Here is a 15,007-nt window from a genome sequence, read left to right on the forward strand (position 1 = left end):
TATATTTGTAAAGATGAAGAAATAAAGAAACGATTCGAACTATGAAAAAAGCCGTTGTTTGGTACATATTGATTGCTATTATAGTATTGCTAGTCGCTTTTAATAGAAAAGAAATAACTGCTTATGTAGCGAAAACATGGATGGAATCCGTGAAAGAAGACATACCGGATATGCTTCATTTCCGATATACATCGGTCGATTCATTATACGAAATAAAACCGTACATGTATTTTCTTTTTATCGGGAAAAATGCGGATGAAAATAAAGATTCCTTGTATCTATCGTCTCAAAGAATGGACTCCTTATTAGTACTAACATGTCATTCAATACCTGATGAGTTAAAACAGACTGATACAGACATCTTGTATTTACCCCAATCGGCTTTTGATTTTTTGGTAGATGAAAATAATTCCATACAGCTATATAAAGTAGTAAACGTGAGGAAAAATACGGCTGGAAATCTGTATCAATTGCACAAAATGTTAAATGCGCAAAGATAGCCATTTTGCATATCATAAAGTCCGGACGAAAATGATAGGGCATATCATGAAATTCACTATCTTTGCCCCCGACTGAAAATAATGTAAATGACAATGAAAGCAAAAATGATTTTGGCGGTTTGGTTGCTTTGCTTATTTGTATGGCAAACGATAGGAGCACAAACCGTATATCCGAAACGGGAATTTCGCGGAGCATGGATACAATGTGTAAACGGACAATTTCAAGGAATGCCTCCCCAGCAGATGCAGGCTATGCTTATTAGCCAACTGGATAAGTTGAAAGAAGCAGGTATTAATGCGATTATCTTTCAAGTACGTGCAGAATGTGACGCACTTTATAAATCTTCATACGAGCCATGGAGCCGGTTCTTGACCGGCGCACAAGGACAAGCACCGAATCCTATGTGGGATCCTTTGCAATTCATGATAGACGAATGCCACAAGCGGGGCATGGAACTTCATGCATGGATTAATCCGTACCGGGCACAAACAAAAGGCACAACGGCACTTTCTCCGCTTCATCCTTACAGCAAATACCCGAACCTCTTCGTGCGCTATGGAGGTCAGTTGTATTTCGACCCCGGACAACCTGAATCACGGAAGTACATTTGCCGAATCGTACGTGACATTGTTTCACGTTATGATATAGATGCCATTCACATGGATGATTATTTCTATCCTTATCCGGTAAACGGTATGGATTTTCCCGATGATATCAGCTTTGCGGCATACGGACGGGGCTTTACCAATAAAGCGGACTGGAGACGCGATAATGTAAATGTATTGATAAAGGAAATTCATGAAACGGTGCGTGATTGCAAACCGTGGGTGAAATTTGGAGTTTCACCTTTTGGTATTTACCGGAATAAGAAATCAGACCCGAATGGAAGCGATACCAATGGGCTTCAAAATTACGATGACCTCTATGCCGATGTGCTTTTGTGGGTAAACAACGGTTGGGTGGATTATAACATTCCGCAAGTATATTGGGAAATCGGACATCCAGCGGCTGATTATGATACCTTGATACGTTGGTGGGCAAAACATTCATCGGCTCGTCCTTTGTTTATCGGTCAAGACGTAATGCGCACGGTTTCTAAAGCCGATTTGAAGAATCCTGCCCAGCATCAGATGCCGGCGAAATACCAATTACAACGTTCTTTTCCTACGGTACAAGGAAGTTGCCAATGGTATGCAGGAGCCGTAGTGAATAATCCGGGGAATTATTGTGATATGTTGGAAAAAGTTTATCATCGGTATCCGGCTCTTCAACCTCATTATCCCTTTATGGATGATAAGGCTCCCAAGAAAGTGCGTAAGGTGAAACCTGTATGGACCGAAGATGGATACATCTTGTTTTGGACCGCTCCAAAAGCCAAGGATATAATGGACGAAGCGGTGCAATACGTGGTTTATCGGTTTGGGAATAGGGAAAAAGTAAATCTGAAAGACCCTTCTCGCATTGTTGCCATTACACATAATTGTTTTTATAAACTTCCATACGAGAATGGAAAAACGAAGTATCGCTATGTAGTGACTGCCCTCGACCGTTTGCAAAATGAATCGAAAGCGGTAAAAAAGAAGATAAGATTATAGTTCCGAAAGCGATAAATACTTATGTTTTTTGGACTATAAGATTATTAAAAAGAACTTTTATACTACTTTTTCTTAGGATATAAATTTGCAGATGAAGATTGATTTTCTAACTTTGTATTAACAGAACATGTTGGAAATGGCTCTTTTAAAAAGGCGTCCCTTCATTTCCGGCAAATGTGAGTGTAAATTTGATTGGGTCAGAAAGGGGCTGGCTGTAATTTTAAATAAACGGACTATGAAAAAGTTAGTATTAACAATGTTGTTTGGGCTGATAGCCCTTGCAGGGTACTCACAAGTACGTTGGGATGTTCAGCTTGGTATGAACTTTAGTAACATGACAAAAGCTGATGATGCGAAAATGTTGCCAGGCTTTAAGGTAGGGTTAGGCATGGATTATGCCTTTACTGATGTTTGGTCTCTGAAATCGGGATTGATGTTCGAGTCAAAAGGTTATAAACTTGACGAAGAAAAGGCTCGTCCAATTTATATGCAAATTCCGGTAATGGCTGCTTGGAAAGCAAATATTACAGACGATATTAAGTTTGTTGTGAATGCAGGTCCTTATTTTGCAGTAGGACTTGGTGGTAAATATAAGGAGGGCAATTCGGATATTAAGTTATTCAGTTCTGATGGAATGAATATGAAACGTTTCGATTTAGGTATCCAATGGGGAATTGGCGTAGAATTATCAGAACGTTATATTGTTAATTTCACGGGAGAAAATGGCTTTATTTCTCCGTTTGATTTCCCGAGTGGATATAATGGCGATAAGCCCAAGAATATGACCTTCACTATCGGTGTTGGCTATATTTTCTAATAAATACTAACTCGGGAAAGAGGCTGTTTCAAAATAGAAATTAGCTTTCATTTTGTCATCCTGAACGTAGTGAAGGATCTCGAAAACACAAGCTGATGCACACGAGATTCTTCACTTCGCTCAGAATGACATTACTTTTTGATACTCAATTACCATTTTGAGACAACCTCTTGTTCATTAGCACATTCACTTTATATGTCCTCGAATCTTCTCCAGATAGGCACGCATCCGAGTAGCGTCTTTTTGGTTGATGATATCCAATAGCTCGTTCAGTTCGGTGCGGATGCCTTCCACATGGGCAGGTGTGCGCGGGTTGAACAGAATTTCCTGTAAAAGATAATCGTCTTCGCTCAATACACCTTTGGCTATTGCCATGTGGCGCTTGAAGGTCGTGCCCGGTGCGTCCTGATGCTTCATCACTGCCGCAAAGGCGAAAGTAGATACAAACGGAATGGAAAGCGAGTAAGCCATGGTCTCATCGTGTTCATCGAAAGTATATTCGAAGATGTTCAAGCCCAAACGTTGGTACAGGTCTTTGAAGAATATCTTTCCCAAATGGTCGCCTTCCTTGATGATGATGGCATTCTCCGAACTCAGTTGGTCTAAGTTGGCGAAAGTCGGTCCGAACATGGGGTGAGTGGATACATAGCGGAATCCGCATTGTTCGTAAAACGCCAATAAGTCGGTCTTTACCGAAGCGATATCGCTGATGATGCAATCCTTAGGCAAGAACGGCATGACTTGGTTGAACGCCTGAAGCGTGTATTTCACCGTCACGGCATTGATGACCAATTCGGGACGGAACGCTTCGATTTCCTCTTCTTTTGTAAACCGGTAGCAATTATACATGAAACGCAACCGCTTAGGGTCTGTTTCAAATACAGCCACTTCGTGTTCAAAACTCAATACATCAGTAAAGAAGGAGCCCATTTTGCCGGCTCCTAATATCAGAATCTTCATCTTTTTTCAGTTAATAATTAAAAGTGAATAATTAATAGTGGCTAACGACATCTTTGTTGTTCATTATTCGCTATTCATTATTCACTAAATACATCATTTATTAATGATTTCCAATTGTTGGCGCACGCTTTCTTCGTGTATGGCTTCGAATACGGTTTTTACAAATTCGGGATCCATGCCACAGAGACTTCCTTGTGCTCCGCGCTTGTCGAGGATTTCGTTGTAACGTCCAGTTTGGAGGACAGTCATGTTGTGCTCTTTCTTGAACGTACCGATTTCGCGGCATACGCGCATACGTTTGGCGAGGATTTCCATCAGGTTATTGTCGCATTCGTCTATTTGCTGACGCAATTCGTGCAGGCTTTCGGTAGTCTGGTGCTCTTTGCGGATGACTAATAGATTCAGGATGTAGTCGAGTACATCCGGGGTTACTTGTTGCGAAGCGTCACTCCAAGCACTATCCGGATTGCAATGCGATTCTACGATTAATCCGTCGAAACCTAAGTCCATCGCCTGTTGGCAAAGCGGGGCAATGAGTTCGCGTTTGCCTCCGATATGGCTTGGATCGCAAAGGATAGGCAGGTTCGGGATACGGCGGCGCAATTCGATAGGGATGTGCCATTGGGGCAGGTTGCGGTAGATTTTCTTGTCGTAAGAAGAAAATCCACGATGAATAGCAGCCAATCGTTTCAATCCGGCTGCATTGATGCGTTCCAAGGCGCCTATCCACAATTCCAAGTCAGGATTAACCGGATTCTTGACCAACACGGGGACATCCACACCTTTCAGTGCATCAGCAATTTCCTGTACGGCAAAGGGATTGGCAGAAGTGCGTGCGCCTATCCAAAGGATATCGATTCCGGCTTTCAGGCATTCGTACACGTGTTTAGCCGTAGCCACTTCGGTCGCTACATACATGCCGGTTTCTTTCTTCACGTTTTTCATCCATGCTAATCCTTCTACACCGATACCTTCGAAGCCTCCGGGTTTGGTGCGCGGTTTCCAAATGCCTGCGCGGAAGATTTTGATTCCTTTGTTGGCAAGTTGGGTAGCGGTTGACATCACTTGTTCTTCGGTCTCTGCACTGCAAGGTCCTGCAATGACAACTGGGCGTTCCTTTGATACGCCTTCCAGTTCGATGGGTTGTAATTCGAGTTCCATATCTTTAAGTTTTTAAGTTCATAAGTTTTTAAGTGTTTTTGAAACGCAGATTTTCGCAGATTAACGCTGATATTTTTATTCACCACAGAGGACACAGGGTATCACGGAGGATTTTAGATTGTTATCCGCGAAAATCTGCGTTAATCTGCGTTTTTAAAAGAATCACATAATCGCTTTGATTCGTTTCAAGGCTTCCGCTAATTTCTCGTCTTTGGCGCAGAGCGAGATACGGATGTACCGCTTTCCGTTGCTTCCAAAGATAAAACCGGGTGTGATGAAGACACGGGCTTCATGCAATACCTTTTCGGTCAGGTCTTCTACATCGGCATACGTGTCGGGTATCTTGCCCCACAAGAACATGCCCACTTGTTCAGGGTCGAACGTACATCCTAAGGTGCGCATGATTTCCTCAGCTAATTTCCGGCGTCGGCTATATACATTAAAGTTGGCTTCTTCATGCCATTCCGCGCTATTCTGATAGGCTTGTGCGGCGGCAAGTTGCAGAGGACGGAATGTGCCAGAGTCGATGTTGCTCTTTATCTTCAATATCCATTGGATAAAGGTGGCATTCGTGGCAATCATGCCCACACGCCAGCCCGGCATGTTGTGGCTCTTGCTCATCGAATTGAATTCGATGCAGCACTCTTTCGCTCCTTCGATATTTAGGATGCTGATGGGCTTGCGGTTCAGGATGAAGCTGTACGGGTTATCGTTTACTATCACGATGTTGTGACGGCGGGCAAAGTCCACCAGCTTTTGATACAATTCCAGCGTGGCATTGGCTCCGGTAGGCATATTCGGATAGTTGGTCCACATGATTTTCACGCGGCTCAGGTCCATTTGTTCCAGTTCATCGAAGTCGGGTTGCCAATGATTGTCCTCGCGCAAAGTGTAGTTGACGATTTCGCTTCCCAATATCTTATTGAGCGATGTATATGTGGGATAGCCCGGATTGGGTACCAATACCTGGTCGCCCGGATTCACTAAAGCCAATGTAACGTGCAGGATGCCTTCTTTCGAGCCGATAAGTGGTTGGATTTCCGTATCGGGATTCAGGTCTACGTTATACCAGCGTTTGTACCAGTCTGCCATGGCGCGGCGTAATTCAGGAATACCCACAGTGGGCTGGTAACCATGCGCATCGGGTTTCTTAGCATTCTCGCACAATACATTAATGGTTTCTTCCGAGGGTGGCATATCAGGGCTTCCGATACCTAAACTGATAACGTCTTTTCCTTCGGCATTCATGCGTGCCACTTCTTTCAGCTTTCGGCTGAAGTAATATTCGCTTACATTCGCCAACCGGTCGGCGGGCTGGATGTTATAAAGTTGATTCTCCTTCTGCATATTCTCCTAATATTTTAAGTGCTTTGGTAAGCGGGGTTACGGCATCTATGGATTGTTTGTATCTCAGGTAATCGGTGAACATCACGTCGACGTAGAACATGTATTCCCATTCACGTCCGATGATGGGCAACGATTGTATCTTGGTCAGATTAATTTTATAGAACGAAAAGATAGACAATACTTGCGAAAGACTTCCCTCGTTATGAGGAAGGGAGAAGACGATGCTCGACTTATTCAGCTTCGAACGCTCGCGTAGGTCATCGGCTATCCATGGGTCGCATACCACGAGAAAGCGGGTGAAATTGTGTTTATTTGTCTCGATTCCCTCTTGCAGGATTTTCATGCCATAGAGTTCGGCTGCATATTTCGAGCAGATGGCGGCATGCCCTTTCAATCCTTTCTCTTTGATGTCGCGCGCGCTTCCGGCAGTATCTTCGGTTTCCACCACTTTCAGGTGCGGATGGTGTTGCAGGAAGTCTCGGCATTGTGCCAAAGCTACAGGATGCGAATTGATTTCGGTCAAGGTACTCCAATCTTCGCCGGGCAAGCACATGATGCTATGGCTGATGCGCAATTTGTGTTCGCCGATAATAGTGGCTCCGCTATCGCGCAATAATTCGTAATTATGGAGCAAGCTGCCTGCAATCGTATTTTCAATGGCTATCACTCCCAAAACATTATCATCGCGTTTCATTTCGCCGAACACGTCTTCGAACGTATTGCAACAAATCAATTCGATGTCTTCGTCCTTAAAGTATTTGTGGGCTGCGATGTCGTGATACGAGCCCGGTACTCCTTGTATGGCTATTCTTTTCATTTTCCAAATGCTTTTAAAATAAAAAATCCCGTCTTCGTTTGGAAGCGGGATTTCGTATCATATTAGTTTCGTTTTTTCTTGTTTGTTTTGGTTTAACGTACACATACAAACTCCCGCTTCACTTCATTGCTAAAGTAAAAGTAATAAAAGAAAAAGAAGAAGTATGTAGCAAATGTTTTCATACGTTTATTTGTTATTTTGTTAGTTTCTTGGGTGCAAATGTAATACTTTTCTTTAAAAAACAAACATTTTACGAACTTTTTCTTCTAAATTTTGCAGAAATTCTTTTTAGTAAATACTTGCCGGATTGTCCGCACCGCCAATATTCCCTTGATTATCAAATTTCCCGTTGATTTGTTGTTCACTTTCGGGATTTAGTTCAATAACTTTTTTCATATCTTCTATCGAGCCTTCTTTATCCCCGTTCAGGAGCCGGATGCGTCCACGTTCTTGGTAAAGAGCGGCATTCTCAGGCATCAGTTCCAAAGCTTCTGTATATAGTTCTATGGCTTTATCAAACTCTTTTTGTCCGGCAAGCAATTCACCTTTCAATATGTAGGCTTTCTCGTTGAACGGATTATTTTCCATTACCTTGTCAAAGCACAGACAAGCATCTTCCGTTTTTCCCTGTGCGGCAAAAATCGTACCTTTCAGCAAAAGTGCATCTTCGTCCTCAGGATTAATCGATAATACTTGTTCTATATCTTCTAGTGCTTCTTTGGCTTGTTTCATGCCCCATAATGTCTCGGCACGGAATCGGTAGGCTGCAACAAAACTTTCATCTAAGGCAATGGCTTTGGTCACCATAACAATGGCTTGCAAGTCGTTACCTTGTCCGTGAGCGGCTTTAGAGGCTAGATAATAGGCAGAAGCATTTTTTTCATCAATTTTGATAGCTTGTTGGCAAGCGCGGTCCATGCTTTCATAGTCTTCTTGCATATAGCAGGTATGTGCCAAAGTAATCAAGGCAGAAACGTCATCGGGAGCCGCTTCTGTCAGTTTGTTTAGCGTATTGCGTGCCTCATCCAAACGCTGTGTCTTAATATATGCGTCTGCCAGATAATGTAAAGTTTCGGGGTCATTGCGTAACGTAACGGCTTGTTCAAAACACCGTATGGCATAATCAAGACGGTTTATGTTGCGTGCACGTATGCCGTCGTATTTCAGAATCTCAAAGTTTTTTTGTTCTTGTTTTTCCTGTTGGTTATCTTCCGGCTTGTTCCCGCCGAAAAGTGCTGATAATAAACCCATGTTTTCTTATGTTTTTAATGTTATTGCAAATATATTGTATTCCTTTTAAATGACAATGGATTCAAGGCAAGCATTCGAACGTTATTCTTCGTTTTACTCAAGATTATCAATAAAAAAGGTGTGCCCCAATGAAACACTCATCCAGACACACCCAATACAACTATTACTAAAAATCTGTTTCACCAACAGACAGGGAATCCAAAACTTTTATTCTACCGGAACCATATAGCAAGGGCTGGGCGCACTTTCCACTTCCGTATCTCCGTGATACCAAGAATATTTTTCAGTGATAACATCATTATTATCCAATACACCGTCTCCATTGTAATCAACATACATATACTCACCGTTTTCATCCACTCCGGAAACTCTCCATCCATTTACTGTATCCGAATACCCTTCCTTACTTACAGTATAATAAATAGTAGGCTGTACATGCTCTATCACAGCAGCTCCGTCTGCATCGGTCTGCCAAGTACCTATCACGACATAATTTTCATCATTCTCATCATACACCGTAATAGTAACCCCTTCCAATGGAGCCGGTTCAGGGTTTCCTTTTGTAAGCAAATTTACCTGCATCTTCGTCACATAATAAGCGGCAGCCCGTTCTTCCAACGGCTCAGTCACGGTAAACACACGCCCTTGACCGGCAGAAATTCCATCGCCTTCGATAACAATGCCATTCACTCGCACATTATCCCCGTCGCGTGTCACATACACATTTTCTCCGTTCACGCTTTTCAGCACCAATCCTTCAATCAGTTGGTCTTTGGTATAATTCCCTACAACCACGTGCCGTCCGATAGTTTCTTCCGTCAACGTTTCCGCCCGGCTGAATTCCGTACCGTTGCCTGTTCCGTTCTTCGGTGCAAAAGCCGTAAATTGCGCTCCGTCTACCCCGCTCATATCCACTACCGAAAGCCAATTCTTAAAATCGCTCAAGTCCGGCTGAGTTTCCAAAGCCTCCACCATATCATCAATAGCCTGTTGCTCCTCCGAAACCGGAGTTTCACTCGTTTGTTCTGAATCGTCATCACTACATGCCGGAAATGCTGTCAGAAGCATAAAACCAGCCACATACATAAAAAACTTTTTCATACGAATACATTCATTTTTAACATTCAACGCCTATATTTCATTTGGATTGCAAAAATAAAGACTTTCTCCAGATTTGTCTATCACCCAAAACAGTGATTTTTCAGATAAATCCTTATAACGGAGCCTTATCACCCAAATCAGCGGCTTTTAAGAGAATTTCTACCTCTCTGACAAAACTCCGGCTATCATTCAGGTCTTTAAAGAAATCATTCCGTTTCAGGTATTTGTAATATTTCTCCTGATGTTCCTGATCAACTTTTCCTTTTTTACCAAAGTAATAATACTCTAACTGATTCAGTAAGTAACACAACAACTCGTAATTATTCATTTGAGCCTGAATGAGTTGTACATATTTCTTTGCCATTCCCCTTGTCAATATCCCCTCTTTCTCATATTCCCGAATGATATCTACTTCATGATAAATAAACTTGAAATAGTTTTTCAGATTCTCGTACTTGACTTTATTTCCTTTAGAGTATTCATCCACATACGACCTCCACAACGCATTCAATCCGTTTTTATCGATGATCGATTCTTTTATCTCGCGGCAATAATACAAAAAGATATTTTCTTCTTCACTTACATGCGCATCTTGAATCTTCTCATACAATTTAATGTGATGAGCAAAAAGTTGCGAAAAAAGTGTGTCAAATGAATTCCGCTTCAAAGCAAGCACCTGCCCCTTAAATGCTTCAAACGCCAATAAAACTGAAATAAAAGCAAAGACCCCAGTCATACAAGTGGCAAAATCACCCCAATCCCCCATATCGGTAGAGAACGTGCCAAAAGGAAACTCCACCTCACGGAACCAAGTCGTTCCGAATGTCAATCCGAACAAACAGGCAGATACGGCTATCATCACGAAAAAAAACAGATACAATCGCCTTCCCAACCGTTTCAGATCACGCCTTTTTCGAATGGATATAATATACAGATATAAAATAGCGAACAGTACGATGAGTAAAAACAGTAATACAAAGCGATAGCTGTCGTGTTTTAAGGGATGTAAAGTCAAAAGAGTTAAAATAAAAGTATCCATAAAAATTAACAACCTAATTTATTTGCGTACCAACTTAAATATATCTATATGATTCCATTTATCTTATTATCACTTTAAAACATCATTCAAAACTGATTGAATCTTATTTATCAACTTATTAATTTTAGTAAGAAGTTCCTGTTTTACATCAGAAGCAGGAGTATTTTGAACCTTTGCATATTCACTATTAATATATTCCTGAAGTTCCAAAACACACGATTGAACATTTTTTATTTTTTCTCCAAACTTCTGCTTTCTATCCAAAACTTGTATTTCTAAAATTCTTTTCAATATTTCAGAAGCAGATTGTCTTATACTCCAAAGTTGATTTTTACATGATTGAGAGAATTTATTATTTGCTTTAATCTGCATATCAAAAACTAAATTCTGAATTTCAAAAAGCTTTTGTCGAATTTCATCCATTTGCTGATTTTCAAATTTTGTGATAGTAACTGTACACTCTGAATTACAAAAAGAAGAGTATCCATTCTTAATCTTACGTTTTTGTAACTGACCGTCTTCTTTTTGATATTCAATAGTTTTATTATAATAATAACCTGTACCCATTATACACACTACAATAGATAATAACACCACATAAGAAATAACCGTTATCCACCAATCCCAGCTATATTCAGCTCCTACAGATAGTATAATCACAAAAATTCCCATCGCAAAAATAACAAAGAGAACCATATCAAATTTACGGCTGAGTTTCGATGTTCTTCCCATATATTCAGATTTTAATCATTAAGAGATACAGCTTTATTTACAAATTCCCTTTAATTGCCAAGTTGAGAATTCCTTCTGTACCCAATTCTTGATAACGGTTATAAACATATCTAAAACCATCCCCGTATATTGGGTCAGGATTCTCCATCAATGATTTAAGCAAATAAGGAGTATTAGCCGAGGTTATTTTATTGTATATAAGCCATGACCCTAAATTACACAGCCCTTCACATTTTTTAGGTTCTAACTTCACGCCATTTTCATTTTGCCAAATATGCATAAATTCATGTGCCAAAGTCGCAGCAAATTCAATCTTTATCAAATGATCCAAGATATAAACAGAATGCGTCATCTTTGACTTTTGCCCCAATGCCATACCAATTAAAGATGACATAGATTTCGTTATCGTAACCCCTTTATTAGCCAAAGATATAGATGAATTACGCATTCGTGCGATTTCTGTGACTCCTACGATATTAATACTAACATCATCTAACGTCCTATTATGAAAAAAGATATCTTCATTTGCAAAAAAATAAAGAATTTGTTTTTTTATTCTCTGTATTTGCTCCACAGAGTTTACTCCCTGAGCCATACATACCGGACACAAATGACGTCCATCTAACAATGTAAATTCAGGTGAATTATATGTAAACGCTCCACAAGAGAAGCATTGTACCGCTTCTTTTTGCTCATAATGTGAAGCACAAATACAATTACCATGTCCATCACGATAATAACGCCCGGAAATTATTGCATTACATAAATAACACTTCATAATCATCAATACTCATTTTCTTCTTCCTGCTCCGCAGACTGCATTTCATTCTCATAATACGAATAAACCTGTTCACGATCAGCTTTATAATCATCAAAATTACGATCTTGTTGAGCATTATATTCCTTATACTGATCTACTTCTGCTGAAACATCTTCCCCTTTAGCCTGCTTTTCTGCTGCTTGAGCTTTAACTTTTTCTTTCTCATTCTCTACTTCATACTGACGTTGTTGATAACTATGATCCATTTCACTAAGACGTGCATCTCTTTCTTTTGCTAAATCTTCTCTTCTTCCCATAATTTTTATAATTTAAAAGTTTAACATAAACGAGTCAAATTCTCAGACGCTTCTCCATAAAATTCCAAATCTTCATAATATTTAATTTTTCCACTCAATATAGGGAACGGGCATCTATTTTTATAAAATACAAACTGAACCCCAAATGAACTGCCTGTTGTTACCTCATACGGAGTAATTAACGGTACAACCTCTTTCGCAAGAGAAGTTCCTTCACTATGCGAAGTGCTTATTTGAATCGAACGAGAAAAAGAATAACTATCACTGTATCCCATTGACTCGCTTTTTGACATTGAATCACCCGATGTACTTGAAAAATTAAAACCTTGATACGTATAACTATTACTTGTTCCTTTAGAATAACTAGAACCGACATTTCTTGAATTACCGAATGTTTTAGCTATTGTTTCTCCACGAGATTCTCCTTGAGTTGTTGTATAAGTCTCCTTAAATACAGTTGTATTACCTGCTGCTTTACTTACAACTTCTGCCGTAGATTGGTCATTTACTCCAAAATATTGCTGTACGTCACAATTACCAATCATACTTTCCCAATCCTTCTCATAATTAGAACGAATTTGTTCCAAATTTTGCCATATAGTCCATACAACTACTCCTTTCGAGCGATATATGCTCATTAAATTAGGCAAATACTGAAGATTGCCCAATTGAGCGATTTCATCCAACATAAATAATAATTTATGTTTTGCATTTGTTTTAACCGATGCCCCAAGCATACAAGTAGTAATAATAAGACGTACAAGAGGTTTATAATTTTCACCTACAAACAATATCTTATCCATGTCAAGAACCAAATAAAGTGACATTGGGGAAATTTTTAACTCACAAATATTTATATTCGATCTAGCTAAAGATTCACCAACTCGAGGACTCGATAAGAACTCTGTTGCCTGCAAAGCAAAAGAATAAATATCATTGAAAGAACGTGCTTTACTCGCAATATTAGTGTGAAGCCAATCAATAAGATCACAAAACATCGGATGTGGGGTTTGTCTTTTCGTCTTCAAATCATTATAACTTGGCATAAGAATTTTCTCCAACAAATATTTGGGAGGTAGATTAAGCAAATCCCGAAGATATAACATATTACGGTCTTCATCGCCAACCGGTATCACCGTACATATATATATGATTAATCTGGCTATAAGATTTTCTGCACCATTATAAAAGAATGCACCATTCTGATCTGTCCGTAAAATCAACGAAGAAGCCAACATTCTTGCATGATCTTCTAAATCTGGACTATTAGGTAACAAGAAATCAAGAGGGTTAATTTGAGCCTTTATCGCTTCAGGAACAACTCTGCGTGAAAACTTCTTATCATAAAAACCTATCACATCCCACGGGTCATAATAAAAGACTTGATTTCCCATTTGTGAACGTTTACGAGCTGTTGTTATAAGATTTTCACCTTTAGGATCAAGCACTACTGTAGAACCTTGATGACGCAACAAATTAGGAATAACAACTCCTACCCCTTTACCACTTCCTACAGAAGCCACAGTAAGTATATGACTGTCATAATTAGGCTTTGTATAAACAAAAGCACCGTACCCCATCTTACCAATCAAAAAACCACCTGGCTCAAGCATTCCAGCTCGTCTAAGATCTTCAAGTTGTGCCCAACGTTGCTTACCACCATGCATTTTCTGATCATCAGGTAAATATTCAACAGGAGGAGGTGCTGTTTGTACAAACGACTTTAATTCAGGAAACACATTTTCTTCCAACTCTTCCACTTCACGCAACGATAAACTCGTTTTATGTGCATAAAAATTAAATTCACGTTTATGCATGATACGCTGCATATAATCAAATATTTCTGACACATCATAATGATCTATTTCAGAAATATCACGCATTATCTTATACTCCAACTTCCTTTGATTATTAAAATAAACCAATGTATTGGGTTCTACATATTGCCATGGATGTTTCGGATTATCAATAAAAGTAACCGATTCGTGAGGTGATGCCGTTATTGATACTTTTTGATGCCGTTCATCATATTCCAATAAATAATTCGCATTAGGAGTAGAATAAGTCCAACTATCTTTTGTCTTTTTCTTAACATCTGCAACTTTAGCATACTTTATAAGAGTTTCTATAAACCGATTCTTTGACATGTTATTCCTTGAAATCTCACGTAAACGGTTTTCATCCATAGGATAATGAATAGATGCAATACGCTTACTTATAGCCTTACTTTTATTTACAATCAACAAAAAATTCTCCGGTGAAACAGACTTCAAATCATTAGAAAGCACTTCATAATCATTTTTTAAATTATCATCAAGTTCATTGCAATAATTTATCAACTGACTCAATTCAAGGTATTCGTGTGAACTAACTTCAACAATATTCATCAATTTAAAAGCTTCATCTTTCAATTGAGTATTTTTCTTTTGGCACAATACAATATCATCCAATAACTGCTGTAACTTTTTCATTTTATTTCGGTTCGACACATTATTCATATTACCGAACAACCATGAAAAGACTGTACCGAAAATCTTAAACAATCCAGACACAAGTGCCATTAGCAAATTCAACATAACGCCTAAAATAGCTGCTATCAAATTTCCCAT

General features: G+C 39.5%; 14 protein-coding genes. 3 read left to right on the top strand and 11 right to left on the bottom strand.

The window, feature by feature from the left end:
- Positions 1-41 precede the first annotated feature (41 nt).
- The 3 genes from B5F91_RS00125 (at position 42) to B5F91_RS00135 (ending at position 2,913) form a co-directional block, all read left to right on the top strand.
- On the top strand, positions 42-500 hold the full coding sequence (locus B5F91_RS00125; protein ID WP_087427105.1) for a hypothetical protein: 459 nt from the start codon (positions 42-44) through the stop codon (positions 498-500).
- Positions 501-593: 93 nt separating this feature from the next.
- On the top strand, positions 594-2,096 hold the full coding sequence (locus B5F91_RS00130) for a family 10 glycosylhydrolase (protein WP_087427106.1): 1,503 nt from the start codon (positions 594-596) through the stop codon (positions 2,094-2,096).
- Between the two features lie 235 nt (positions 2,097-2,331).
- Positions 2,332-2,913 (top strand): porin family protein, encoded by a 582-nt coding sequence (locus B5F91_RS00135; protein ID WP_087427267.1) that lies wholly within the window; start codon positions 2,332-2,334, stop codon positions 2,911-2,913.
- 186 nt (positions 2,914-3,099) lie between these two features.
- On the opposite strand, the gene B5F91_RS00140 is transcribed toward B5F91_RS00135, so the two are convergent.
- From B5F91_RS00140 to B5F91_RS00190, 11 genes are all read right to left on the bottom strand, one after another.
- Positions 3,100-3,873, bottom strand: coding sequence for a prephenate dehydrogenase/arogenate dehydrogenase family protein (locus B5F91_RS00140; protein WP_087427107.1), 774 nt, complete (start codon positions 3,871-3,873; stop codon positions 3,100-3,102).
- A gap of 93 nt (positions 3,874-3,966) precedes the next feature.
- Complete coding sequence (locus B5F91_RS00145) at positions 3,967-5,034, bottom strand: bifunctional 3-deoxy-7-phosphoheptulonate synthase/chorismate mutase type II (protein ID WP_087427108.1); 1,068 nt, start codon at positions 5,032-5,034, stop codon at positions 3,967-3,969.
- Between the two features lie 162 nt (positions 5,035-5,196).
- Positions 5,197-6,381 carry an aminotransferase class I/II-fold pyridoxal phosphate-dependent enzyme gene (locus B5F91_RS00150; protein WP_087427109.1) on the bottom strand — a complete coding sequence of 395 codons (1,185 nt, stop codon included), beginning with the start codon at positions 6,379-6,381 and terminating at the stop codon, positions 5,197-5,199.
- Positions 6,356-7,198 carry a prephenate dehydratase gene (locus tag B5F91_RS00155; protein WP_087427110.1) on the bottom strand — a complete coding sequence of 281 codons (843 nt, stop codon included), beginning with the start codon at positions 7,196-7,198 and terminating at the stop codon, positions 6,356-6,358. Before B5F91_RS00155 ends, B5F91_RS00150 begins: the two co-directional genes overlap by 26 nt.
- Before the next feature lie 288 nt (positions 7,199-7,486).
- Positions 7,487-8,449 carry a tetratricopeptide repeat protein gene (locus B5F91_RS00160; RefSeq protein ID WP_087427111.1) on the bottom strand — a complete coding sequence of 321 codons (963 nt, stop codon included), beginning with the start codon at positions 8,447-8,449 and terminating at the stop codon, positions 7,487-7,489.
- A gap of 207 nt (positions 8,450-8,656) precedes the next feature.
- Positions 8,657-9,550, bottom strand: coding sequence for a fasciclin domain-containing protein (locus B5F91_RS00165; RefSeq protein ID WP_144025029.1), 894 nt, complete (start codon positions 9,548-9,550; stop codon positions 8,657-8,659).
- Between the two features lie 112 nt (positions 9,551-9,662).
- Positions 9,663-10,430 (bottom strand): putative phage abortive infection protein, encoded by a 768-nt coding sequence (locus tag B5F91_RS00170; protein ID WP_158099868.1) that lies wholly within the window; start codon positions 10,428-10,430, stop codon positions 9,663-9,665.
- Between the two features lie 228 nt (positions 10,431-10,658).
- The gene (locus tag B5F91_RS00175) at positions 10,659-11,321 is read right to left on the bottom strand and encodes an NRT1/PTR family MFS transporter (protein WP_144025031.1); all 663 of its coding nucleotides are present in this window, start codon (positions 11,319-11,321) and stop codon (positions 10,659-10,661) included.
- 37 nt (positions 11,322-11,358) lie between these two features.
- The gene (locus B5F91_RS00180) at positions 11,359-12,105 is read right to left on the bottom strand and encodes a protein DA1 (RefSeq protein WP_144025032.1); all 747 of its coding nucleotides are present in this window, start codon (positions 12,103-12,105) and stop codon (positions 11,359-11,361) included.
- A complete protein-coding gene (locus B5F91_RS00185; protein WP_087427116.1) occupies positions 12,105-12,398 on the bottom strand; it encodes a hypothetical protein in 294 nt (97 codons plus the stop codon). The genes B5F91_RS00180 and B5F91_RS00185 overlap by 1 nt, the downstream gene beginning before the upstream one ends.
- A gap of 20 nt (positions 12,399-12,418) precedes the next feature.
- The gene (locus B5F91_RS00190; protein WP_087427117.1) at positions 12,419-15,007 is read right to left on the bottom strand and encodes a type IV secretory system conjugative DNA transfer family protein; all 2,589 of its coding nucleotides are present in this window, start codon (positions 15,005-15,007) and stop codon (positions 12,419-12,421) included.

The organism is Bacteroides sp. An322 (genome assembly GCF_002161765.1).
GTDB classification, from domain to species: Bacteria; Bacteroidota; Bacteroidia; order Bacteroidales; family Bacteroidaceae; genus Phocaeicola; species Phocaeicola merdavium.

Excerpts from the sequence above, each read along its gene's own strand:
- B5F91_RS00125 (WP_087427105.1), top strand. The coding sequence starts at position 42 with ATGAAAAAAGCCGTTGTTTGGTACATATTGATTGCTATTATAGTATTG.
- B5F91_RS00130 (WP_087427106.1), top strand. The coding sequence starts at position 594 with ATGAAAGCAAAAATGATTTTGGCGGTTTGGTTGCTTTGCTTATTTGTA.
- B5F91_RS00135 (WP_087427267.1), top strand. The coding sequence starts at position 2,332 with ATGAAAAAGTTAGTATTAACAATGTTGTTTGGGCTGATAGCCCTTGCA.
- B5F91_RS00140 (WP_087427107.1), bottom strand. The coding sequence starts at position 3,873 with ATGAAGATTCTGATATTAGGAGCCGGCAAAATGGGCTCCTTCTTTACT.
- B5F91_RS00145 (WP_087427108.1), bottom strand. The coding sequence starts at position 5,034 with ATGGAACTCGAATTACAACCCATCGAACTGGAAGGCGTATCAAAGGAA.
- B5F91_RS00150 (WP_087427109.1), bottom strand. The coding sequence starts at position 6,381 with ATGCAGAAGGAGAATCAACTTTATAACATCCAGCCCGCCGACCGGTTG.
- B5F91_RS00155 (WP_087427110.1), bottom strand. The coding sequence starts at position 7,198 with ATGAAAAGAATAGCCATACAAGGAGTACCGGGCTCGTATCACGACATC.
- B5F91_RS00160 (WP_087427111.1), bottom strand. The coding sequence starts at position 8,449 with ATGGGTTTATTATCAGCACTTTTCGGCGGGAACAAGCCGGAAGATAAC.
- B5F91_RS00165 (WP_144025029.1), bottom strand. The coding sequence starts at position 9,550 with ATGAAAAAGTTTTTTATGTATGTGGCTGGTTTTATGCTTCTGACAGCA.
- B5F91_RS00175 (WP_144025031.1), bottom strand. The coding sequence starts at position 11,321 with ATGGGAAGAACATCGAAACTCAGCCGTAAATTTGATATGGTTCTCTTT.
- B5F91_RS00180 (WP_144025032.1), bottom strand. The coding sequence starts at position 12,105 with ATGATTATGAAGTGTTATTTATGTAATGCAATAATTTCCGGGCGTTAT.
- B5F91_RS00185 (WP_087427116.1), bottom strand. The coding sequence starts at position 12,398 with ATGGGAAGAAGAGAAGATTTAGCAAAAGAAAGAGATGCACGTCTTAGT.
- B5F91_RS00190 (WP_087427117.1), bottom strand. The coding sequence starts at position 15,007 with ATGGGAAATTTGATAGCAGCTATTTTAGGCGTTATGTTGAATTTGCTA.